General features: G+C 46.0%; 23 protein-coding genes and 3 tRNA genes. 15 read left to right on the plus strand and 11 right to left on the minus strand.

The features are described 5' to 3' along the window. Nucleotides 1-316: IS30 family transposase (locus tag B5D26_RS05610; RefSeq protein WP_143833099.1), on the plus strand; the 316-nt coding region annotated here is incomplete at its 5' end. 90 nt (nt 317-406) lie between these two features. Here B5D26_RS05610 and B5D26_RS05615 read toward each other — a convergent pair. The 4 genes from B5D26_RS05615 to hisB form a co-directional block, all read right to left on the minus strand. Beyond that, the gene (locus tag B5D26_RS05615) at nt 407-727 is read right to left on the minus strand and encodes a hypothetical protein (RefSeq protein ID WP_078744756.1); all 321 of its coding nucleotides are present in this window, start codon (nt 725-727) and stop codon (nt 407-409) included. 383 nt (nt 728-1,110) lie between these two features. Further along, nucleotides 1,111-1,884, minus strand: a complete 774-nt coding sequence (gene hisF / locus B5D26_RS05620) for an imidazole glycerol phosphate synthase subunit HisF (RefSeq protein ID WP_078744757.1) — start codon at nt 1,882-1,884, stop codon at nt 1,111-1,113. A gap of 42 nt (nt 1,885-1,926) precedes the next feature. Further along, the gene (gene hisH, locus B5D26_RS05625; RefSeq protein WP_078744758.1) at nt 1,927-2,574 is read right to left on the minus strand and encodes an imidazole glycerol phosphate synthase subunit HisH; all 648 of its coding nucleotides are present in this window, start codon (nt 2,572-2,574) and stop codon (nt 1,927-1,929) included. Nucleotides 2,575-2,588: 14 nt separating this feature from the next. Then, the gene (gene hisB / locus B5D26_RS05630; RefSeq protein ID WP_078744759.1) at nt 2,589-3,182 is read right to left on the minus strand and encodes an imidazoleglycerol-phosphate dehydratase HisB; all 594 of its coding nucleotides are present in this window, start codon (nt 3,180-3,182) and stop codon (nt 2,589-2,591) included. A gap of 116 nt (nt 3,183-3,298) precedes the next feature. Here hisB and B5D26_RS05635 point away from each other — a divergent pair, with 116 nt between their 5' ends. The 8 genes from B5D26_RS05635 to B5D26_RS05670 all read left to right on the plus strand — a co-directional run bounded on the left by B5D26_RS05635 (nt 3,299) and on the right by B5D26_RS05670 (nt 9,942). Then, nucleotides 3,299-3,757 (plus strand): acetyl-CoA sensor PanZ family protein, encoded by a 459-nt coding sequence (locus B5D26_RS05635; protein ID WP_078744760.1) that lies wholly within the window; start codon nt 3,299-3,301, stop codon nt 3,755-3,757. Nucleotides 3,758-3,781: 24 nt separating this feature from the next. Continuing rightward, nucleotides 3,782-6,472 carry an AsmA family protein gene (locus B5D26_RS05640; protein WP_078744761.1) on the plus strand — a complete coding sequence of 897 codons (2,691 nt, stop codon included), beginning with the start codon at nt 3,782-3,784 and terminating at the stop codon, nt 6,470-6,472. Nucleotides 6,473-6,567: 95 nt separating this feature from the next. After that, a complete protein-coding gene (mutY, locus tag B5D26_RS05645) occupies nt 6,568-7,671 on the plus strand; it encodes an A/G-specific adenine glycosylase (RefSeq protein ID WP_234985199.1) in 1,104 nt (367 codons plus the stop codon). 44 nt (nt 7,672-7,715) lie between these two features. Then, the gene (locus B5D26_RS05650; protein WP_078744762.1) at nt 7,716-8,003 is read left to right on the plus strand and encodes an oxidative damage protection protein; all 288 of its coding nucleotides are present in this window, start codon (nt 7,716-7,718) and stop codon (nt 8,001-8,003) included. A gap of 75 nt (nt 8,004-8,078) precedes the next feature. Continuing rightward, nucleotides 8,079-8,154, plus strand: a tRNA-Phe gene (locus B5D26_RS05655). 9 nt (nt 8,155-8,163) lie between these two features. Next, nucleotides 8,164-8,238: transfer RNA gene (locus B5D26_RS05660), tRNA-Gln, on the plus strand. A 24-nt stretch (nt 8,239-8,262) separates the two neighbouring features. Next, nucleotides 8,263-8,338: transfer RNA gene (locus B5D26_RS05665), tRNA-Thr, on the plus strand. 125 nt (nt 8,339-8,463) lie between these two features. Beyond that, nucleotides 8,464-9,942 carry a response regulator gene (locus B5D26_RS05670; protein WP_078744763.1) on the plus strand — a complete coding sequence of 493 codons (1,479 nt, stop codon included), beginning with the start codon at nt 8,464-8,466 and terminating at the stop codon, nt 9,940-9,942. Nucleotides 9,943-10,026: 84 nt separating this feature from the next. Here the strand turns inward: B5D26_RS05670 and B5D26_RS05675 are convergent, their stop codons facing one another. Together B5D26_RS05675 and pomA are read right to left on the minus strand one after the other, a co-directional pair. Beyond that, nucleotides 10,027-10,947, minus strand: a complete 921-nt coding sequence (locus B5D26_RS05675; RefSeq protein ID WP_078744764.1) for a flagellar motor protein MotB — start codon at nt 10,945-10,947, stop codon at nt 10,027-10,029. Between the two features lie 25 nt (nt 10,948-10,972). Continuing rightward, nucleotides 10,973-11,746 carry a flagellar motor protein PomA gene (pomA, locus tag B5D26_RS05680; RefSeq protein ID WP_078744765.1) on the minus strand — a complete coding sequence of 258 codons (774 nt, stop codon included), beginning with the start codon at nt 11,744-11,746 and terminating at the stop codon, nt 10,973-10,975. Between the two features lie 361 nt (nt 11,747-12,107). On the opposite strand from pomA, the gene B5D26_RS05685 reads away from it, so the two are divergent. The 3 genes from B5D26_RS05685 to dxs are packed head-to-tail and all read left to right on the plus strand — an operon-like array spanning nt 12,108 to nt 15,168. Then, a complete protein-coding gene (locus tag B5D26_RS05685; protein WP_078744766.1) occupies nt 12,108-12,350 on the plus strand; it encodes an exodeoxyribonuclease VII small subunit in 243 nt (80 codons plus the stop codon). 9 nt (nt 12,351-12,359) lie between these two features. Beyond that, a complete protein-coding gene (ispA, locus tag B5D26_RS05690; RefSeq protein WP_078744767.1) occupies nt 12,360-13,244 on the plus strand; it encodes a (2E,6E)-farnesyl diphosphate synthase in 885 nt (294 codons plus the stop codon). Between the two features lie 25 nt (nt 13,245-13,269). Further along, nucleotides 13,270-15,168 carry a 1-deoxy-D-xylulose-5-phosphate synthase gene (gene dxs / locus B5D26_RS05695; protein WP_078744768.1) on the plus strand — a complete coding sequence of 633 codons (1,899 nt, stop codon included), beginning with the start codon at nt 13,270-13,272 and terminating at the stop codon, nt 15,166-15,168. Between the two features lie 23 nt (nt 15,169-15,191). Here dxs and ribA read toward each other — a convergent pair whose 3' ends face one another. Further along, nucleotides 15,192-15,827, minus strand: coding sequence for a GTP cyclohydrolase II (gene ribA / locus B5D26_RS05700; protein ID WP_078744769.1), 636 nt, complete (start codon nt 15,825-15,827; stop codon nt 15,192-15,194). Between the two features lie 230 nt (nt 15,828-16,057). Here ribA and hemE point away from each other — a divergent pair, with 230 nt between their 5' ends. Together hemE and B5D26_RS05710 are read left to right on the plus strand one after the other, a co-directional pair. Further along, nucleotides 16,058-17,122 carry a uroporphyrinogen decarboxylase gene (hemE, locus tag B5D26_RS05705; RefSeq protein WP_078744770.1) on the plus strand — a complete coding sequence of 355 codons (1,065 nt, stop codon included), beginning with the start codon at nt 16,058-16,060 and terminating at the stop codon, nt 17,120-17,122. A gap of 37 nt (nt 17,123-17,159) precedes the next feature. Next, nucleotides 17,160-17,534, plus strand: a complete 375-nt coding sequence (locus B5D26_RS05710) for a hypothetical protein (RefSeq protein ID WP_078744771.1) — start codon at nt 17,160-17,162, stop codon at nt 17,532-17,534. 21 nt (nt 17,535-17,555) lie between these two features. Here the strand turns inward: B5D26_RS05710 and B5D26_RS05715 are convergent, their stop codons facing one another. From B5D26_RS05715 to B5D26_RS05725, 3 genes are all read right to left on the minus strand, one after another. Beyond that, entirely contained in the window at nt 17,556-18,836 is a 1,281-nt protein-coding gene (locus B5D26_RS05715) for a DEAD/DEAH box helicase (protein WP_078744772.1), read from the minus strand. A 196-nt stretch (nt 18,837-19,032) separates the two neighbouring features. Further along, on the minus strand, nt 19,033-19,623 hold the full coding sequence (locus B5D26_RS05720; protein ID WP_078744773.1) for a peroxidase-related enzyme: 591 nt from the start codon (nt 19,621-19,623) through the stop codon (nt 19,033-19,035). Between the two features lie 280 nt (nt 19,624-19,903). Further along, a complete protein-coding gene (locus B5D26_RS05725) occupies nt 19,904-21,175 on the minus strand; it encodes an O-acetylhomoserine aminocarboxypropyltransferase/cysteine synthase family protein (protein ID WP_078744774.1) in 1,272 nt (423 codons plus the stop codon). A 213-nt stretch (nt 21,176-21,388) separates the two neighbouring features. Between B5D26_RS05725 and B5D26_RS05730 the strand changes: the two genes are divergently transcribed. Beyond that, nucleotides 21,389-21,640 (plus strand): type II toxin-antitoxin system RelB/DinJ family antitoxin, encoded by a 252-nt coding sequence (locus B5D26_RS05730; RefSeq protein ID WP_078744775.1) that lies wholly within the window; start codon nt 21,389-21,391, stop codon nt 21,638-21,640. A gap of 276 nt (nt 21,641-21,916) precedes the next feature. On the opposite strand, the gene B5D26_RS05735 is transcribed toward B5D26_RS05730, so the two are convergent. Further along, a complete protein-coding gene (locus B5D26_RS05735; protein WP_078744776.1) occupies nt 21,917-23,011 on the minus strand; it encodes a DNA cytosine methyltransferase in 1,095 nt (364 codons plus the stop codon). Nucleotides 23,012-23,023: the final 12 nt, after the last annotated feature.

The raw sequence follows: 23,023 nt of genomic DNA on the forward strand, positions 1-23,023 counted from the left end.
ACGTAAAAGTATGACCTATGACCAAGGCAAAGAGATGGCTAAGCATGCGGAAATCACGCAACGTACAGGTGTAGCGATCTATTTTTGTGATCCACACAGTCCGTGGCAGCGGGGAAGCAATGAGAATATCAATGGCCTAATCCGCCAATATTTACCTAAAGGAACGGATCTGTCAGTGCACAGTCAGGAGCAGTTGGATGCGATTGCTTATGAGTTGAATATCAGGCCTCGGCAGCGTTTTGAATACCGATGCCCCATTGAAGTAATTAGTGAAGTGATGGCGAAAGAATATAATACCACCACATTAGTTCAGTAGCGTGTTGCACTCAGCGTCTGCAACCGCCGGGTTAAACTATAGAGGTGACACAGAATTTTGAACACTACCGAACTATGAACATCCTCGTAATTAGAGTTGTGATTCTTTTCTACATGCACGAATCAGCTCTAGACCAAAGTTGCAAGCAGAGCTAATGCATTTTGCTTCTCTATCATAAAAAGGTGTTTTTTCAATTTCTGTTTTACAGCCTGAGCCAATAATATTGTTTACGCCCTTCGAACCGCAATACATTAAAACAGGGTCTATACTACATGCTTTTTTACACCGTTCTGTATACCTTTCCATGCATGCCTCATATCTAGCATTTTCTTTTTTATTCCTCTCCTCTTCTGACGTACATCCCATTAGGGCTGTAGTAACTAAAAAAAATATTACTGCTTTATTTAGCATTATTATGTCCTTATTTATTGGTATGCTGCCTGACAAGAGCATCTCACTATTAAATGGTTATAATAGATGGCGAATTAGTTATAGTAATTTCTTGAACAACCAAAGGACTCTAGGGGGTACTTTTTAACGCGATTTTTCCCTGTCAACCTGTGGCTTATCTACGAGTTCTTTTTGGCATATTCCGCGCCTAAGTTTCTCGTTTGGTTCACTATTGTTTCTAACTTGATGAATCTTTTACCTCTTTTCCGAAAGGCTGGCAACACTTACACCGCTAGCTATACCCGAAGGTCTTAATAAGCTGTTTTGATGATTTTATGAAGCAGCCTATATAAAAAACGCTCCAATCAAAATGATAGGAGCGTTTTTTAACTCTCAAACAAACCTCACAAACGCATTTCAATGCCTTGTGCAGCCATAAAGGCTTTGGCTTCTGGGATGGTGTATTCGCCAAAATGGAAAATACTGGCGGCCAGTACCGCATCTGCATGACCTAAGGTGACGCCATCCGCTAAGTGTTGCAAGTTACCCACACCGCCAGAGGCGATAATCGGCACCGCTGTTGCGTTGCTGATGGCATGGGTTACGTCTAGATCAAAGCCGTTTTTGGTGCCGTCTCGATCCATGCTGGTCAGTAGGATTTCACCTGCACCGTATTCGGTCATTTTAATCGCCCACTCCACCGCGTTGATGCCTGTGGCTTTGCGGCCACCGTGGGTGAAAATTTCCCAACGATTGGTTTCGCCCGGTGCGCTGACTTTTTTGCAGTCGATGGCAACAACAATACATTGGCTACCAAATCGGCTGGCGGCTTCTTTTACGAAGTCGGGGTTGAATACCGCTGCGGTATTGATGCCCACTTTGTCAGCCCCTGCGTTTAACATACGACGGATGTCTTCGCAGGTGCGAATGCCACCACCTACGGTCAGCGGGATAAACACTTCGCTGGCGATCTCTTCGACCATATGCACGGTGGTCGCGCGGTCTTCATTACTGGCGGTGATATCTAAAAAGGTGATCTCATCCGCGCCCTGTTCGTTGTAGCGCTTGGCGACTTCAACAGGGTTGCCCGCATCTCGAATATCAACAAAGTTCACGCCTTTTACCACGCGGCCTTTGTCCACATCCAAACAAGGAATAATTCGTTTTGCCAGTGCCATGATGGCTCCTATGGATTTCGATTAGGGTCTTGTGAATTGGGCTTAAGCTTGCCCATTCCACTCGGCAAAGTTTTTCAGCAGTTGCAAGCCTGCGTTATGGCTTTTCTCTGGGTGAAACTGCACCGCCACCACGTTTTGATGCGCCAAGGCGACATGGCAGGTTTTGCCATACACCGTTTCTCCAATCACCTCCTGTGGATGACTGGCTTCAACATAGTAGCTGTGGACAAAATAAAAACGGCTGTTGTCTTCAATACCTTGCCAGATTGGATGGTTTGAGGTTTGCTTGACCTGATTCCAACCCATGTGCGGCACTTTCAGCTTTTCGCCTTGTTCATCCACCAGATTGTCACCGAAGAAACGTACATGGCCGTCAAAATGAGCCAAACAAGGCACGCCGCCATTCTCTTCGCTGTCTTGCATCAGCGCTTGATAGCCTACGCAGATGCCCAGAAAAGGTTTGCCACTGGCGATATTCTCTTGCACCACTTGGTCGATACCTAAACGACGAATCTCGGCCATACAATCACGGATCGCCCCCACTCCGGGCAACACAACGTGTTCAGCGTTACGAATCACCTCTGGGTCTGCGGTTACCACCACGCGCTGGTTGCTAGCAACATGCTCTAACGCTTTGGATACGGAGTGCAGGTTGCCCATACCATAATCAATCACTGCAATTGTTTTCATATCAATCCTAGTGCTTACAAGCTGCCTTTGGTGGATGGCATCATACCTGCCATACGCGGATCTTCAGCCAAGGCCATTCTTAAGGCGCGACCGAATGCTTTGAAGATGGTTTCAGCCTGATGATGGGCGTTGAAACCTTTTAGGTTGTCGATATGCAGGGTAACGCCGGCATGGTTCACAAAGCCGTGGAAAAACTCTGAAAACAGTTGGGTGTCAAATTTGCCGATGCTGCCGCGGGTAAAGTCAACATTCAGGCTTAAACCAGGGCGACCGGAAAAGTCGATCACAACCCGTGATAAAGCTTCGTCTAACGGCACATAGGCATGGCCGTAGCGGGAGATGCCTTTTTTATCCCCCACCGCTTTGGCAAAGGCTTGGCCTAAGGTGATGCCAAGGTCTTCAACCGTATGGTGATCATCAATGTGGAGATCGCCTTTGGCAACGATATCCATGTCGATCAAACCATGACGGGCGATCTGGTCGATCATGTGTTCTAGAAAAGGGACGCCCGTATCAATATTGAGTTTGCCAGTACCATCTAAGTTGATGCTGACTTTGATTTGGGTTTCTAAGGTGTTCCGTTCAACGCTTGCGGTACGCTCCGCCATGATAATCTCCGGAGGCTGCTTATTATTGAAAACGTGAATTATAGTGAATCAACGGCGCTATCCGCTACAATGCAGCATCAGATAGAGCCAATAAGCGCTCTTTTTTGGAGATTTTTATGCCCGTCTTGTTACAAATCGTTGATAACACTACTGATAGCGCTCTAATCGAGCAGCTAGAAAAGATTTACACCGACTCACAGCCTGAGCGTTTAACCCTAAATGGTGACAAAAATCCTTTGTCAGTCACGCAATTTGTGAGTGCGGTTTTGGCAGACCCTGCTCAACAGTTCTATTGTGCGCTGTTCAACCAGCGTTTAATTGGTGCCATTGTGATCAACCCGACAGCCGATCACTGGCAAGCATCGCATTTCTGTGTACGAAAAGTGACCCGCCGCCGTCGCGTAGGAACTCGTTTGCTAGAGCTCACATTAAACGCTGCACAACAAGCTGGGCAGACACTTAAAATACCCGCTCAAGATATGCTCACGCCTGATCATATCTTGCTACAAAGAATGGGCTATTTGTTGGCCGAAGAAAACGAGCATTATTTATTGACCCAGCGTCCTGCTAAGTAAACTCAAACAAGGAAGGAACAACCCGTGCGCTTACTGATTAAATCAATTGTTTACCTATTATTAGGCATCACTGCGCTATTAGTGGCCGCTGGTGTCTATTTAACGCAATTTTTTGATGCCAATAGCTACAAATCGTTGATTATTGAGCAAGCTGACAAAGCGGGTGTTCCGTTAGAGCTGAACGGAGACTTAAAAGTCACCGTTTTCCCTTGGCTGGGTGCGAACATCAATGGCGTAAAAGTGCTGCACCCTATCACGAAAAACAGTCAGCAGCCTTTTGCGGCTTTAAATACATTGAGCGTACAGCTTAAAGTTTTACCGTTATTAAAAGGTGAGATCGCGGTTGATCGTGTCATTTTAGACGGGCTAAGTGCTGCCATTGAAATTGATAAAAATGGTGTGGGTAACTGGCAAGTTTTTATTCCTAAAGCAGATTCAACTACATCAAACAGTGCGCCAGCAGATGCTAAAACCGATACCACTCAAGCAAGTGCAGCGCAGGCTCCCTTATTGTTAGCGGTAGCGGGCATTGATATCACCAACACAAAGCTTAGCTTTGTTGATCATCAGCAAAACCTGAGCGCCACTATTAAGCAGTTCGAACTACACAGCAGCGATATTGCACTGGGTAAGTCTTTTCCATTGAATATCAAGGCAGATATTGAGACTAAAAACCCTGATCTGAACACTCAAATTGATCTGAGTAGTTTGGTCTTTGCAGACCTCGGTAAGCAGCTTTATCAATTAACCAACATCCAGCTTAACGTTGCAGCCAAAACACCGTTGATCGGCTCTCAAACCGTTAATGTGAGCTTAAAAACTAATGTAAAAGCGGATATGAACAGCCAGCAGATCAATATCAGCCAACTGGCATTCCAGCTGAGAAACTTGGCTTTAGAAGCAAAAAATCTGCCTGAAGTACAAGCCAATCTTGATATGGCCTTAGCCAACGCTGATCTAAACCTAAAAAGCCAAGCTTATAAAGCTGATAACCTCAGCTTGAAACTTTTCGCCAGAACACCATTACTTGGCCCTGATCCTGTAAATGTGGATCTCAGCACCTCTGCCACCGCCATGCTTAACAGCGGTGATGTACAGATCTCAACACTCAAACTGAATGTGCAAAATGCCCACTATGTTCAACAAGGTGGGCTGGATGTGCTAGCCAACTTAGATCTGAACAGCGCTGCCAGTTTAAACTTGAAACAACAAACCTATGATCTAAGTAAGCTCTTAGTTAAAGGCGATATTAAAACTGACTTGTTAGGTGCCAATGCACTGCCATTCCAGCTGAACAGCAGCGCCAGTGCTAACTTAAAGCAGCAAACCGCAGAGCTAAAACCCACACAGCTAAGCTTGGACAATATCACCATCACGCTGCAAGCTTTGGCCTCACAGCTTGATAAGCAACCAGAAGTGAATGCGGCCATCAAAATTGATGAATTTTCGCCCCGTGATTGGCTCAATCGCTTAAAAATTGCTCTGCCAGAAATGGCCGACAGCAGCACTTTGGGCAGCCTATCTCTTATCAGCCGTGTAAGTTTGGCAGGGGACAATGCCAAGATTTATGATCTAAGCTTGAAAGCTGATCAAACCACAGTGACAGGCCAAGCGGGTATCAATCTAAAAAGCCAAGCGATGTTTGCCGCTTTTGACATTGATAGCCTAAATGCCGACCGCTATTTACCTACCCCTGTAGAAGCAACAGACACCAAAGAAGCTGAAAAGCCTGCCCCCACAGAAGAGACCGACTTAATTCCAGTTGAGTTACTCAAACCGATTCAAGCCAAAGCCCAGATCAACGTCGGCCAGCTGACGATCAAGAAGCACCTGATTAGTGATATAAAATTAGATCTTGATGCGAATAAAGGTTTAATCAGTTTGCATGCGGCAGATGCCGCACTTTATGAAGGCACAGTGAAAAACCAAGCTAAGCTGGATCTCAACCAAACACCAATCCAGATACAGTTTAGCCACCAAACCAAAGGGCTTAGCATCTATCCACTACTACAAACTGCCGCTGAAATTGACAAAGTGCGGGGCGCAACTTACTTAAATGCCAACTTTAAGACTCAAACCAATCGTTTAAGTACTATTATGGCGAACTTGAATGGTGCGGCACGCTTTGATGTACAAAATGGTGCATTTATTGGCACAAACCTATCCAAAGAGCTTTGCAGCGCATTAAGTGGCGATGCAAAAAATACTATTTGGTCTGCCGATACAGAGTTCAGCTCATTAAAAGGTGACATCAACTTTGTCAACGGCGTAGGTAACAACAAAAATATGACGGTTGCGATTCCCGGTATTTTAACAACGGGCTTTGGCGAGGTTGATCTACCCAAGAGCAACTTTAAATATAATTTAGGTGCGCAAATTACAGATGCTAGCAACACTGTTTGTACCGTTAAAGATAGGTTTGAAGCAGTACGCTGGCCTGTGGCTTGTTCAGGACATTATGGCGAGCCTTTTGCCATCAGTTGTGGTTTAGACTACAAAGCAATTGGCGGCACTATTGCAGGTATGGCAAAAGCTGAAGCGACCGCAGCCTTCAATGCTGAAAAAGCCCGACTACAAGCAGAGGCAGAAGCCAGGTTAGCGGCTGAGAAAGCCGCGCTGAATCAACGCATTGCAGATGAAAAAGCCGCAGCTAAAAAGCAAGTTGAAGACGCCGCTCGCAAAAAATTGGAAGATGCAGTGAAGAAACTATTCTAATCTTTCACGTCTAACAAAGTGACAGACAAAAGGTCGGGCTACCGGCCTTTTGTTTTATTGCAGGTTGCGTATACGTTCAAAGACAACCTTTCTTATTGACCGATAAAAGTACTCTTATTGTGCCCAGTATTCAGCTTCACCCAACAGAGCAGATCTCTAACGCCATTCTAAGTTGGTTTGATCTGCATGGCCGTAAAAATCTACCTTGGCAGCAAACAAAATCGGCATATCACGTCTGGCTATCAGAGGTGATGCTGCAACAAACTCAGGTTGTTACCGTCATCCCTTATTTTGAGCGTTTTATTGCACGTTTTCCTACGGTACAGGCACTAGCATCAGCAGACATTGACGAGGTACTACACCTTTGGACAGGGTTAGGCTATTACGCACGTGCAAGGAATTTGCACAAATGTGCGCAAATGGTATGTAACCAGCATCAGGGTCTATTTCCCAAAACAGTCGTCGAGCTGGAAGCGTTACCCGGTATAGGCCGATCAACCGCTGGTGCAATCCTATCTATTTCAGAAAATATCTACGCACCAATATTAGACGGCAACGTAAAACGCTTTCTAGCTCGATTGCACTGCGTGCCCGGCTGGCCTAGCGCACCTCGTGTACAAAAGCAGCTTTGGCAGGTTGCGGAGCATTATTCACCACATCAGCGCTGCGCTGACTATACCCAAGCTGTAATGGACTTAGGCGCACTGGTTTGCACGCGACGCAACCCGCTGTGTAGCGATTGCCCCTTAGAGCCTTTTTGTGCAGCTAAAGCAACAGCCAGTCAGCACCAGTTTCCTGAGCCGAAACCCAAAAAAGAACGACCAGTACGTCTAGAGAAGCTATTGCTGATCAAGCATGATGGACAAATATTATTAGAAAAGCGTCCTAGCACTGGTATTTGGGGAGGGTTGTGGAGCCTCCCAGAGTTAGACTCTTTTAAATCTAAACATCTTTTAAATGAGATCCCTACCAATCTACACAGTAAAATTAACCATCAATTTACTCACTTTATTTTAGAGGCAGAGGTCCACCTAGTTAGTCTTCAGCAGCTACCCAAACTCTACCTACCGAAGAAGCCCTCTGAGGATGGCGCTGGTAGCGTACAAGATGCTCAACAGTATTTTTGGTATCAAGTAGAGAAGCCCGCTGAAATTGGTTTACCAGGACCTATTTATAAACTGTTACACTCCTCCCTATAATTTTTTATTCGTTACCTGTTACGGCTGATCATCTGGAGCATAAAATGAGTCGCACTGTTTTTTGTAAAAAATATCAACAAGAGTTAGAAGCTTTAGATTTGCCCCCTTTTCCCGGAGCCAAGGGCCAAGAAATCTTAAACAGCATTTCAAAACAAGCTTGGCAAGACTGGCAGAAGCACCAAACCATGTTGATCAATGAAAAAAGATTAAATTTAATGGAACTAAGTGCACGTCAATTTTTGAGTAACGAAATGGACAAGTTTTTCTCAAATGCTGATGGATTGGAGCTTGTAGAGGGTTACGTGCCTATCGAAACTTCAAAAGTGCAATAACCGACTGAATTTTTTTAAATTTATTTGAAAAAGGTGTTGACGAGAAAAAGAGAATCTTGTTTAATATGCCTCGTTGGCCGGATAGCTCAGTCGGTAGAGCAGAGGATTGAAAATCCTCGTGTCGGCGGTTCGATTCCGTCTCCGGCCACCACTTTTTAAATGGGGTATCGCCAAGTGGTAAGGCACCGGTTTTTGGTATCGGCATTCCTAGGTTCGAATCCTAGTACCCCAGCCATACTTCTGCAGTAAATCATACCTTGCCGGTATAGCTCAGTCGGTAGAGCAACTGACTTGTAATCAGTAGGTCCCGGGTTCGACTCCTGGTGCCGGCACCATAAAAACACATCGCAGCAAATTCCAAATCATTAAATAAGAATTGTCTTGAAAAACCAGCTCTTCCGCTTGATCATAACCAGATAGCACTCTTTTACCAAGCTTTTGGATATTTAGTAGCGGATCAATGTCTTATTCTGTTCTTCTGGTTGATAACTCGCCCATTTTCCTCAATATTCTAAAAGAGGCCATTCTTTCTCAATGCCAGTTTTCGCTACGAGTATACACTGCCTCATCTAGAGCAGACGCCCTTGAGCACATTGAAAACAGAACCGACTGGCTCGCAATAGTCAGCGGCTATGAACTCAATGACGCAGGTTCTGGCGAGCTAATTTACGACTGCATTCTACGCAACATCCCCACCATTGTTTTAACCGCAACGCTAGAAGAACAGTCTAGAAAGCAAGCGCTCAAACTGAATATCGTTGACTACTTTTCCAAAGACACCAACTGCTTCTATGATGTTGCCAGCCTTATTGGACAACTCAAAGATAATCACCGCCATAAAATATTAATTATTGACGACTCAAAAGCATTTTGTGATTTTGCCGCAAGACTACTCTCTTGCCAGAACTACCAAGTAATCAATTGTAACACCGCTTTAGAAGCCTTAGATATCCTCAAAAGTACAGATGATATTACGCTGACACTTGTCGATTATATTTTGCCAGACATTGATGGCAGCCAACTTATTCCGCGCATCCGAAAACTTAGAGACGCCAATAGCTTACCTATAATTGCCATATCTGCTTTTAATGAAAAGAATATAGCTGCTCGCATGATCAAAGCGGGTGCCAGCGACTTTTTGTTAAAACCTGTTGATCAAGAGGAGCTATTGCTACGTATCCGTAATAGCCTAAAAATGCTTGATCACTTTAATGCCGTACTTCAATCAAAAATTGATGCACAGAAGGCCAACGAAGCAAAGTCTTACTTCCTGTCACGCATCAGCCACGAGCTACGCACACCTTTGAATGCGATCATTGGATTCAGCCAGCTATTGGCGACAGATGAAGATATTACAGATGAGCAAACAGAGTGTATTGACGAAATCAACACCGCCAGCAAACATCTTCTGCATTTGGTTAACGAAGTTTTAGATTTAAGCCATATTGAGTCAGGTAAACTTGAAGTGCACTACCATCCAGTAGCATTCAAGAAGCTTATCTCTGAAACAGTGAATATGCTGGCACCACTGGCCAAGCAAAAACAAGTAAATGTGATAGAACAACTCAATAACATTGAATGTAATCATATCAACACAGACCCTCATCGCCTTAAACAGATACTACTTAACCTGCTCAGTAACGGCATAAAATACAATAAAGAGGGCGGAGAGCTAAAAATTAGTACCTATCAAGATGAATATCAGATCAGGATTGATGTTGAAGATACAGGTCTAGGTATCCCACAGAGAAAATTAGCAGACCTCTTTGACCCCTTTACTAGGGTTCATAATGATCTGCACAAAATCGAAGGCACAGGCTTAGGCCTATCTATATCAAAACGTTTGGCAGAAGCATTATCAGGCGACCTATCAGTTTCAAGCCAAGAGGGTATTGGCAGCACATTCAGTCTTAGCCTACCGCTAACACCAAAGGTTTAGGCAAAAAAATACCTGAATCGAACAACCAAATAAAAAGGCCGTCAATTCAGGTATATTTTACTCAAACTAAAGCAATTTAGCCGATCAGAAAACCTCGTTAGGTTTTAGCTCAAAGACCCGCTCTTCAATCTCCATATTAATTTCACTTCCCTGCTGCTTAGCTTCTTCATTTTGTTCATTTAAGAAACTGATCGCGCCTGCATCTTCGCTCGCACCCTGATCAACTACAATCTCAACACGGCGATTTTTTGCTCTGTTTTCACGACTGTCGTTAGGCACCAAGCCTTTGGTGTCAGCATAGCCAATCACCTTCATGCGCTTAGTTTCAATCAAGTTATCAAGCTCTAACTCATAGGCCACAGAAGAGGCACGAGCAGAGGACAGATCCCAGTTTGAACGGAAGCGTTCTGTGGCAATAGGAATATCATCCGTATGCCCTTCAATCGTGATCTGCCCAGGAGTTGCAGCCAGCGCCTGACGAATCTTGTCCATAACCAATTCAAATTGCTCTGAAAGCACCGCACTACCCGGAGAGAAAGAGCCTTTCTCTTCAACCCGAATAATGATGTTACGACGACGGCTTTCGACTTGAATTTTGCCCTCTTCAATCTCTTCCTTCAGAATTCGCGCAATCGCTTCTGCATCTGCCTGCGTTTGCGTTTCTTGATCCGTCACCGTTTGCACACTTTCTGTACGTAAGTTGGGATCCTGCTCCGTTGTTTTCTGCTGAATGATTTCTAGCGGATTAGGCTCTGGCTTACCAGGAGTATAATTCTCCATAATCACACTAGTACCCATGGGAACATCATTGGCTTGAATCTGCCGTTGCACCCCGTAGGCGTTTCTCATCTCACCCGCCAAACGCTTAAACTTAGTGACATCCATCTCCGCAAATGACAGCAACAATACGAAAAAGCACATCAATAGCGACATTAAGTCAGCAAAGGTCATTACCCAAGCAGGTATACCTGCGGGGCATTCGCACTCTTCTACTTCATCACTCATAGCTTGATTCCGTTAATCCTGTGCTTTAAGCGGTTGGTTGCTCAAAGTTCGCATCATCCCTTGTGCCTGATGGCAGATAAGTGCGTAACATGTCTTCAATCACCCGAGGGTTCTGGCCCGCCTGAATTGCCAAGAGCGCATCAATAATAATGGACTGAATCTGCGCTTCTTCCGTCATACGCAAATTAAGCTTGTCAGCAATCGGCAAACATATCATCGTCGCCAACATCGCACCATAAAGCGTAGTCAAAAGTGCAACCGCCATCGCAGGACCAATCGCCTTAGGATCAGACATATTGGCCAACATCTGAACTAAGCCGATAAGCGTACCAATCATCCCCATCGCAGGGCCAACATCACCAATGGCACTGAACACTTTAGCGCCCCACTTATGGCGCTCAAGGGTCATCACACGGTCTTTGCTGAGCATGGTACGTACGACCTCTCGATCTTGACCATCAACCAAGAGCTGCATACCATTCTTCAGAAACTTGTTATCCACTTCCTTTTCTTCGAGTGCCAACAATCCGCCTTTACGGGCAACCTGTGCAACATCAACTAATACACCAATGATCTCTTCAGCAGACTCTAGTTTAAACATAAAGGCTTTAGCTGCGACTTTTACCGCACCCAAAAACTGCTTCAGGCTAAACTTAGACAGCACCACAAAAAGCGATCCACCAATAACAATCAATAATGAGGGTGGGTTTATGAAGATTAATGGATCTCCCCCCAAAACCATCGCCATGGCAACAATAGCTAGCGAACCGACAATACCAAGTAGGGTTGCTATATCCACTCTTTGAGCTCCTTGGTTACAAAAGACTAAAAAATACGGCCTGATAATACGAGCCAGCCAGCATAAAACATCCTGTTGACGTATATCTGGCTAAGTTTAGACAAACTTTATATTTTTTCACTAGGCCTTATGATAACGGCTTTTCCTCTAGGGTTGAATGGCTTTTATACGCGACTTTTGATGCCATTGATCTTATATCAAACTTAATGTTTTTTTATTCTGTTACATAAAAAAACATTACATACTAATAACCCCATGATTTAAAAGAATTTTATTCCATTAACTGCAAGATAAGCTGATTTGGCTATTGAATGAAACATTGTTCTCCGGTAAGTTTCGTCGGTTTATTTACGGTGATTTTATGGTCAATACAAAAGCAAAAGACTTCGCAGGTAAAATGACCGAGCTAGAACAGCTCGTTATTCAGCTCGAAGCAGGTGATCTTTCTTTAGAAGATTCTCTACAAGCTTTTGAAACAGGCATTAGATTGATTCGAGATTGCCAGAGCAAACTGCAAAATGCCGAACAAAAAGTCAGCAAACTTATGGAAAACAACGGCCAACTGACACAAGTTGACGTAACTCCCCACTCTCTGACGGACTGAACTCTAAACGTGACCAGCAAAGATCTTTTCCAACCATTGATTCAACGCACTGATCAACAACTGGATCTTGCCCTTAATCAGCTCAAAACCACCTCAGAACAGCTCAGCGCAGCCATGCGTTATAGTGTTTTTAATGGTGGCAAGCGAATGCGCCCAATACTAGTCTATGCCGCAGGACAAGCCCTACAAGCACCTTTAACTGCTTGCGATACTGCTGCTGTCGCTGTGGAGCTGATCCACACTTACTCTTTGATTCACGATGACCTGCCTGCGATGGACGATGATGATCTACGTCGAGGTAAGCCCACTTGCCATATTCAGTTTGATGAGGCGACGGCTATTTTAGCAGGCGATGCACTACAGACAGCGGCCTTTGAGGTATTATTGGGCAGTGAAAGTTTGGTCACCCCCGCTCAGCAGCTCGCACTATTAAAGGAGCTGGCAAAAGCCAGTGGCGGCCAAGGTATGGTGGCAGGTCAAATGATTGACCTAGCCTCTGTGGGCAAACAGCTTGATTTAGCCGCACTGGAAAATATGCACCGTCATAAAACAGGCGCATTGATCATTGCAAGCGTACGTATGGGGGCTATTGCGGCTCAAGCCAGTGACGTACAGCTTAAAGCATTAACCGCTTATGCCGCTGCAATAGGTTTAGCCTTTCAGGTGCAAGATGATATTCTTGACATTGAGAGTGATACCGAAACCCTTGGCAAACAACAAGGGGCTGATCAGTTACTTAACAAGCCGACTTACCCTGCGTTACTGGGGCTTGCAGAAGCCAAGCAAAAAGCTCAGGATTTAGTCTCCACCGCACTATCCGCCCTTGAGCACTTCGGTGCTGAAGCTGATTTGCTTCGAGCCTTAGCCCGTTACACTATTCAGCGCAACCACTAGCTGCTCAACTTAATAAGTACCGACGATGTCCGATTATAAGCTATTTCAAGAGATACCGACCTCCCGCCCAACGACACCTTTGTTGGATCAGGTCAACACGCCGGCAGACCTTCGAGAGCTAGAAGAGCAGCAACTGCCTCAACTGGCCAATGAACTGCGCGAGTATCTATTGTATAGCGTTGGGCAAACAGGCGGACACTTTGGCGCAGGGCTAGGCGTGGTCGAGCTGACTGTGGCACTGCATTATGCTTTTAATACACCTGATGATCGCTTGGTTTGGGATGTAGGCCATCAGGCTTATCCTCACAAAATTCTAACAGGTCGCCGAGAGCAGATGCTCACGGTTCGTCAATACAATGGCGTGGCGGCATTTCCTAAACGGGAAGAGTCTGAGTTCGATACTTTTGGCGTCGGACACTCAAGCACCTCTATCAGTGCAGCCTTAGGCATGGCAATTGCCGCGCGTGAAAGCCAACAACCACGCCATGTGGCGGCTATCATTGGTGATGGCTCTATGACCGCAGGCATGGCTTTTGAGGCACTGGCCCATGCAGCACACGTGGATGCCAATCTACTGGTGATTTTGAACGACAACGAAATGTCGATCTCTGAGAACGTAGGCGGCTTTGCCACTTACTTAGCCAAAGTGCTGTCCAGCAAAGCCTACACCCGCATGCGTGAAGGCAGTAAAAAGGTACTGTCCAAACTGCCGAAAGCTTGGGAACTGGCGCGTAAAACAGAGGAACACTTCAAAGGCATGGTGTCTCCCAGCACACTCTTTGAAGAGATGGGCTTTCACTATATCGGCCCCATCGACGGTCATGATATTCACTCGTTAGTGAACACGCTCAACAATATCAAAGACCTGAGCGGCCCACAGTTTCTACATGTGATCACTAAGAAAGGTAAGCGCTTTGCACCCGCAGAGGCTGACCCGATTGGTTATCACGCCATTACCAAGCTGGAAAAAGAACACAAAACTCACACCGATCAGCGCCCCAAGCCTAAATACTCCAATGTCTTTGGGCAATGGCTATGCGATATGGCTGCAGCAGACGAGCGCCTGATGGGGATCACCCCTGCCATGCGTGAGGGGTCTGATTTAATACAGTTCTCTAAAGACTATCCTAATCGCTACTTTGACGTTGCAATTGCAGAACAACATGCGGTAACACTGGCCGCAGGTATGGCCTGTGATGGCTTAAAACCTGTAGTGGCGATCTACTCCACCTTTTTGCAACGTGGCTATGACCAATTGGTGCATGATGTGGCAGTGCAAAATTTGGACGTTTTGTTTGCCATCGACCGAGCGGGCTTAGTGGGTGAAGATGGCCCAACTCATCATGGGACGCTTGATTTAAGCTACCTACGCTGCGTACCCAATATGCTGGTCATGACCCCTGCGGATGAAAATGAAGCCCGCCAGATGCTGTATACGGGTTACCAACATCAAGGGCCTGCTGCGGTACGCTACCCAAGGGGCGCAGGGTGTGGCAAAGCCATTGAGGAACAGATGCAAGCCTTACCCATCGGCCAAGCTGAACTGCGCCAAACGGGCCAAAAGGTGATGCTGATGGCCTTTGGCTCAATGGTCACACCAGCAGAAAAAGTGGCGGAGCGTAAAGGCTACGGCCTGCTGAATATGCGCTTTGTAAAACCGTTGGATCGCAACGCCATTATTCAGGCAGCACAAGACTACGATGTATTGGTCACAATCGAAGAGAACGTGGTCGCAGGCGGTGCAGGCAGCGGGATCAACGAACTACTGATGCAAGAAGCCGTTGTTAAACCCGTGCTCAACTTGGGCTTACCAGACCGCTGGGTTGACCAAGGCAGCCATAACGAACTGCTGGCTGAATGCGGCCTAAACGCACAGGGTATTGAAAACAGTATTGAGGCTTACCTGAAAAAACTTGCAGGCTAATATTAGCCTGCCCCAAATTTTTTTTACTTAGTGCGCTCAATCTCAACATCTGAAGCTTGCGTGAAAGCGTCTAAGTCCATCATATGTCCTAACTTACCCGCCTTAGTCGCCAGATAGTTTTCATTATGTGGATTCATGCCCGTTTGGATGGGTTCACGGGAGACCACCGTTACGCCAAACTGAGTTAAAGCATCCACTTTACGCGGATTATTGGTCATTAAACGTACCGATTGCACACCAATATGTGCCAGCATCGGTTGGCACATGCTGTACTCTCGCATATCGGCACCAAAGCCTAAAGCTTCGTTCGCCTCAACCGTATCAGCACCAGCATCTTGCAGCGCGTAAGCCTTGACCTTATTCAACAGGCCAATACCGCGCCCCTCTTGGCGTAAGTACAGCAAAACTCCGCGACCCTCTGCGGCAATACGTTTTAACGCTTCTTGTAGTTGATAACCACAATCACAACGCAAGCTGAACAGCGCATCCCCTGTTAAACATTCTGAGTGCACCCGCGCCAATACAGGCTCACCATTGGCAATATCACCCATTGATAAGGCCACATGGTCTTTGCCCGTCTCTAACTCTTCAAAGCCGTGCATGTTAAACACGCCCCACGGCGTTGGCAGTCGAGATGTTGCAATAAAGTTCACAGACACGGCTCACCTCTGTCTTAACCCGATATAAAGAGTCGGACATTCTAGCAGCCAAGACCATAATGTCATCTGTTAGCACCTGCTAAATGCTTGTTTGAGAGTAAAAAAACTATTCACTCTGAATGAATAGTTTGACTTTTATGCTAGTGAGTCAGGCTGTCTCAGGTACAATATGGGCAAATTAGCCGACCTTTATAGTCTTCTCAAACCCGAAAACTGCGGTTTATTGAATCATGACAGAACTTAAAAACGATCGTTTTCTACGCGCTTTACTTCGCCAACCTGTTGATGTCACCCCTGTTTGGATGATGCGCCAAGCAGGTCGTTACCTACCAGAATACAAAGCCACCCGCGCCCAAGCGGGTAGCTTTATGGATCTTTGCATGAACCCTGATTTGGCCTGCGAAGTGACCATTCAGCCTTTAGAGCGTTTTGATTTAGACGCCGCGATTCTGTTCTCTGACATTCTGACCATTCCAGATGCCATGAACCTAGGCTTATATTTTGAAGAGGGCGAAGGCCCTAAGTTCAAAAAAACTGTGCGCACACAAGCCGATGTTGACGCCTTGCCTATTCCAGATCCAGAGCGTGATTTAGGTTATGTGATGAATGCCGTAAAAACCATTCGTCATGAACTGAATGGCCGTGTGCCACTGATCGGCTTTTCTGGCAGCCCTTGGACACTGGCGACCTATATGGTGGAAGGCGGCTCAAGCAAAGAGTTTCGTCATATCAAAGGCATGTTGTACGGACAGCCAGACACCTTGCACCAACTGCTAGAGAAACTAGCAGAATCTGTAACCAGCTACCTGAACGCACAAATTCGTGCAGGCGCTCAAGCGGTACAGATCTTTGACACTTGGGGTGGCGCACTGAGCACTCCGGCATACTTAGAGTTCTCGCTGAAGTATATGGAGCAGATTGTCCACGGTTTAATTCGTGAACATGAAGGCCGTAAGATTCCAGTGATTCTGTTCACTAAAAATGGCGGTCAGTGGATTGAGCATATTGCAGCGGCAGGCGCAGATGCGGTTGGCTTAGATTGGACAACCGAGCTAGGCTCAGTAAGAGCACGCACAAAAGGCCGTGTGGCACTGCAAGGCAATATGGATCCGAACGTACTATTTGGCTCGCCAGCGGGCATCAAAGCCGAAGTAGCGCGTATTTTAGACAGCTACGGTTACGGTTCAGGCCATGTTTTCAACCTAGGTCATGGTATTAACCAGTTTGCAGATCCTGAACATGCCAAAGTTTTTGTGGATGCCGTTCATGAACTGAGTGCGCGCTACCACCGATAGCACGCCAACTTCAGCCAAACAGGCAAAGGAGATCGAAATGGAAGCTTCAAATGCAACTGCTGACTCTAAAAAAGACAGCGGCACACACTCCCACCCTCGTTTGGCTGAACAAGAACTGTTCGGCCTCAATATTCAGCTGGAAACCCGAGAGCGCTTAGTACGCTTAGAAGAGGAAAATCGGCACTTAAAAGAGCTGGTAACAGAGCTGAGCGATAAACAAAAGCGCCTGCGCCAGAGCTTAGATGAGTTACGCTCCGAACAAAGCAGCCAGTTAAACGAGCGCGCAGGCAAACTCAGCACAAGAATCGACACTCTTGGCCGACGCTCTGACCGCCTATTCAGCTTCTGGATGCTGTCCACCATGCTACTGATGCTTTTTGTGGTTGGCCTGATGGCAAAACTGAGCCTCTAGACTCAGTTTTTTAATCACCGCTTAATTGGCCTTTTTATTCCAAATTGATTGATTCACAGGTGTGGCAGCCGCCGCAGCTTCTCGTAACTTATCCTTTTTGCTCTTGCGCTTGCCTTTTACTGGAGCCTGCCCCTTAGTTTTCGGCCCAGCCACTTCAATATTAGGGTTACGCTCAAAGCCTTTGATCTGCTCTCTAGGCACATTCAAAGCATTACGCTTTTCAATCAGTTTAAAGTGCGCATCGCTTTCATGATCAATAAAAGAGAACGCCACACCCGCCACACCCGCCCGCGCTGTACGGCCAATGCGGTGAACATAATCCGCAGGTGAACGCGGCAGATCATAGTTCACCACATACGGCAGCAAAGGAATGTCGATACCACGCGCCGCCAAATCCGTTGCAACCAGCACACGACATAATCCCGCCTTGAACTCTGCTAAGGCATTGTTACGATCAGTTTGCGCCAGATCACCATGCAAGGCTTGTGCGGAAAAACCCGCACGCTCCAGCTTCAAGACCACATTATTAGCCGTGCGCTTGCTGGCAACAAAAACTAAAAACTGCGCCCCAGAGGTTTCAAGCAAGAGATGCTTCAGCAGAGCCGTACGCTGTTCATGATCCACCTCAATAGCGCGCTGTGTGAGTTGCTCTGGAATATGACTGTCCTGCTCAAGCTCAATACGCACGGGGTCTACCAGCAACTGATCTATAAGCGACTGCACCTCTTCTGGGAAAGTTGCTGAAAACAGCAAGTTCTGACGCTTTTTCGGTAATAGCGCTAGCAGCTGATTCAGCTCTTCAGAAAAGCCTAGATCCAACATACGATCCGCTTCATCCAGCACCAAACTTTTCACAGCCCTCAGATTAAGGGCGTTACGCGCCAGCAGATCCAGCAAACGACCCGGTGTCGCCACAACAATATCGCAACCTGAACGCAGGGCCTGCATTTGAACGTTAACAGACACGCCGCCATACACCGCTAAGGTTTTCAATTGTCGAGGGAAGAATCGACCATATTGACGAACGGCTTGCTCAACTTGTAGCGCCAGCTCTCGAGTCGGCACCAAGACCAACATTGTTGCTTGATTGGCTGTAGCAGGTGACAACGCTATCAACTGCTGCAACATTGGTAACATAAAGCCCGCAGTTTTCCCTGAGCCTGTCTCTGCCGCAGCTAACAAGTCACGTCCTTGTAAAACCGCTGGAATCGTTTTGTGTTGAATTTCAGTAGGCTGCTCATAGCCAAGCTCAGCCAGCGCCATTAACAGAGATTCGGAAAGACCAAGGGAGATAAAAGACATATAGATGCAGCAACTCAGAGTAGACCAATAAGAAGCTGAATTTTAGCAGGGTTTGACTATAAATAACTGCGCAAAAGTAGCGCTAAGCCAGACAGACGCTTTCTATGCCACATTCAACAACACAAGCAGGCTGACCTGACACTACACTTTATTACGATACAAACCGTAATAAAGTGTAATTAATAGGAAATTGAGCTTATTTTTTATCTCTTGGTAAACGCCCCATCAGATAAAACTCATCATTCGGTGGTGTATTGGTTAAGCTCACCAAACGATTAGACAAACCGAAGAATGCACTGATCGAACCAATATCCCAAATATCATCTTGAGTAAAGCCTTGCGCTGCAAGCTTCTGCTCCCAATCCGCGTTCAACTCGCCCGTTTCTTGTGAGATATAAAGCGCAAAATCTAGCATCACACGCTCACGCTCACTGATCTGTGCGGTTTTGTGGTTTACCGCTACTTGGTCAGCAATTGTAGGCTTTTTACTGTAAATACGTAATATGGCACCATGTGCAACAACACAGTACAAACACTGGTTTCGGGCGCTGGTTGTCACCACAATCATCTCTTTCTCAGAAGGTGTCAGCGTATCAGACTCACGCTCCATCAACGCATCGTGGTAATCGAAAAAAGCACGCGCCTCTAGCGGACGGTGCGCCAACATCAAAAACACATTCGGGATAAAACCTGCCTTCTCCTGCACAGCCAAAATACGCTGCTTAAGGTCTTCAGGAAGATCATCAATGGTTTCTGGCACAGGAAAGCGGCTTAGAAATTGCGACATGGGAAAACCTCTGTTTATTTATTGGTTTATTTGTATGACAAATACAGTAATTAAGCGAAGACTGATTCACAAGAACAATTAGTGACCATACAGTCTAAACAGAAGATTCAAATCAAAAAGGACAAGCTATACGGGAGGCTTACCAGAGACAAAAACAGGAGCACAAGGCTCCTGTTTTTTAAGGCAATCGCCCAGAAAACCGAGTTAAAAAGTAACTCAGAACGCCGAGCAAAACAACAATTTTAACTGCTTTTTTGCCGATGATCGCGGCACATTCAACCTACTTAGTAGTAGATAGTGCTTGGTCTAAATCGGCCAAAAGATCATCAATATGTTCAATACCAATCGACAAACGCACCATGTCCGCAGACACGCCCGCCGCAAGTAATTCTTCATCATTCAACTGGCGGTGAGTGGTTGCAGCCGGAATAGCCGCACAGCTTTTGGCATCACCAATGTTCACCAAACGTAGGATCAATTGCAGCGCATCGTAGAACTTCGCACCCGCCTCGCGGCCACCCTTGATACCAAAGCTCAAAATACCTGAGGCTTTGCCACCCATAAACTCTTGCGCCAACGCGTGATCTTTATGCTCAGGTAAACCTGCATATTTCACCCAACTGACTTGCTCATGGCCTTTTAGGAACTCCGCAACTTTTTGCGTGTTTTCGCAAATACGCTCAACACGCAATGACAGCGTTTCCAAACCTTGCAACAAGTTCCACGCACTCTGAGCCGACAGTGCCGCACCCATATTACGTAATGGCACCACACGCGCACGGGCGATGAAAGCAGCCGCACCCACATCACGGGTATAGCTGACACCGTGATAAGACACATCTGGCTCATTCAACAGAGGGAAACGATCGGCATGATCTGCCCAAGGGAATTTACCCGAGTCCACAATCACACCGCCGATGGTTGTACCATGACCACCGATATATTTAGTCGCAGAATGCACCACAATATCCGCACCCAGCTCGATTGGACGGCATAAAAATGGTGTTGGCACCGTGTTATCCACAATCACAGGCACGCCATGCTTGTGAGCAATTTCGGCCAGTTTCGGAATATTCACCACACTACCCGATGGGTTGCCGATAGACTCGCAATACACCGCACGGGTATTGGCATCAATCAGGCTTTCAATTTTGGCGAAATCATCTTTATCTGCAAAACGCACTTCAATACCTTGGCGCGGCAGCGTATGGGCGAATAGGTTGTAAGTACCGCCATAAAGCTCGCTGATTGAAACAATGTTATCGCCTGTAGAAGCAATCGTTTGAATCGCGTAGGTAATTGCCGCCATACCTGAACTGACCGCCAGCGCTGCCAAACCGCCTTCAAGCGCCGCCACACGTTGCTCTAACACATCGCAAGTGGGGTTCATAATGCGCGAATAGATGTTGCCCTGTACCTTCAGGTCAAACAGATCTGCCGCGTGTTGTGCATCGTCAAAAGAAAACGACGTGGTTTGGTGAATCGGTACCGCAACCGACTTCTGATTATCAGCGGTGTAACCGTGGTGTAACGCTATAGTCTCGCGCTTCATAGGAGCCTCTTACATTATCCAGCCATTATTATTAGAAAAAATCCCTGCCAGAGCATTATACAGAACCCTGTGCACTGCAACAGTTGACGTAAAAGTTATGCGAACGGAGCTTTAACTCGCCAGCTTATCCACAGCCTCTATTGAGCACAGACCAAGGCTCTCCTATACTCGTGTCTAACGATGTAATACGTTGTATGCACAAAGGTGCTATTTATGAGAACAGAAATGCTAAGCACACGTATCGACCACGACACAAAAGTGGCTTTTACCAATGTGTGCGATGAACTGGGTTTGAGCACATCACAAGCGCTGAAGCTATTTGCTAAAGCGGTGATCAACCACGGTGGAATCCCTTTTGAACTGCGAACACCACAGCCTAACGCAACAACTGCATCAGCGATTCAAGAGCTTGTTGAAGGGAAGGGACATAAAGCGGATTCGGTAGAGTCGATGCTGCAGAGCTGAGTGACGGTCAAGTTAAGCGTGTATGAGTTAGAGAACTCCTGAGGAGCGACTATTGCCAGTACAGCATAAAGGAGGTAAAAGATAGCCTTATCAGTGAACAAAACGAGTGACTTAGTCGTGGAATAGGCTAGAAAATAGCTTGTAGATAAGCCACAGGTTGACAGGGAAAACATTGCATTAAAAAGCAAATTTCCTAGAGTCCTGCGGCTGCTCCACAAACGGTTATAGCCATAACTTTGCCATTTGTATAACCGCTTATATAGCTATATTTCTACGTCACACAAAAGCCAACTCCATGTTTTCACCCTCTTCAACATGTTCTTTTTCTGAAAGAGTAACACCAGATAATATATCCATCAAACAGCTGGCTACTACTTTTGCTAGCTCGCAAGGAACAGCATTGCCTATTTGAGAATATACTTTGCTATTAGGTCCGCACCAAATGTATTCCTCTGGAAACGTTTGCAGCAAAGCAGCCTCATTAATAGTTAGCCTTCTTAGATAGGATGGGGCTTCATGCATACCTTGAGGCTTACACCCCTTTAGTAGATTTCGATGGTATTCTTCAACCCAAGAGTTGCCACCTTGGTAAAGATGCCTGTCATCAATTATAGGAGTACGATTTCCTCCCATGCTGGCAGGTAGTGTGCTTGCCCAGCCATCTGGATTTAATGGACGTCCTTGACCATTAAACAGCATTCCCGCATAAGGAGATTTTCTAAGTATAGGCTTTGCAGCCAAAGTTATTTTTGCATTACAAATGCGGTCGTTACGTTCAGTGCCGGGTTTGCCAAGAGGTATTAGCACCTCTCTTAGGGTTGGTGCTGTTTTCAGGTACTTTCTAAAATTAGCTTTATGGACTGCTTTTTTTTCATTTCTAACACCAATAAAGAAAACCCTTTCGCGGGCCTGCGGCACGCCAAAGTCTTTAGAATTTAAAATATGAATGGTTGTCACATAACCAGCTTTTTGAAATCGCGACAAAAGCTCTGTCCTTACATCTTCAAATTTTGAAAGTGAACCTAGAGCCTTCACATTTTCCATTACAAAAGCTTTCGGTTTCACCCTCTCAACAACACTGCAAAAACTAAAAATTAGTTTACTTCTTGGGTCGTCTGGATCCATTTTTCCTGCAACAGAAAAGCCCTGACATGGAGGACCTCCAAAAACTAGATCAATATCTTTCAAGGAGAATAATTCTTCACCACAGATATCTATATCGCCTTCGATTAACTTGCAATTTGGGTGATTAGCCTTAAACGTCTCACATGCGTGCTTATCCATTTCATTAGCTGCAACTACGTTAAAGCCGGCATCTTTGAAACCAACATCCATGCCACCAGCACCACTAAATAAAGAAATAGCTTTCATTAAATTATTCCA

This window comes from Oceanospirillum multiglobuliferum, from assembly GCF_900167095.1.
In the GTDB taxonomy this organism is placed as follows: domain Bacteria; phylum Pseudomonadota; class Gammaproteobacteria; order Pseudomonadales; family Halomonadaceae; genus Oceanospirillum; species Oceanospirillum multiglobuliferum.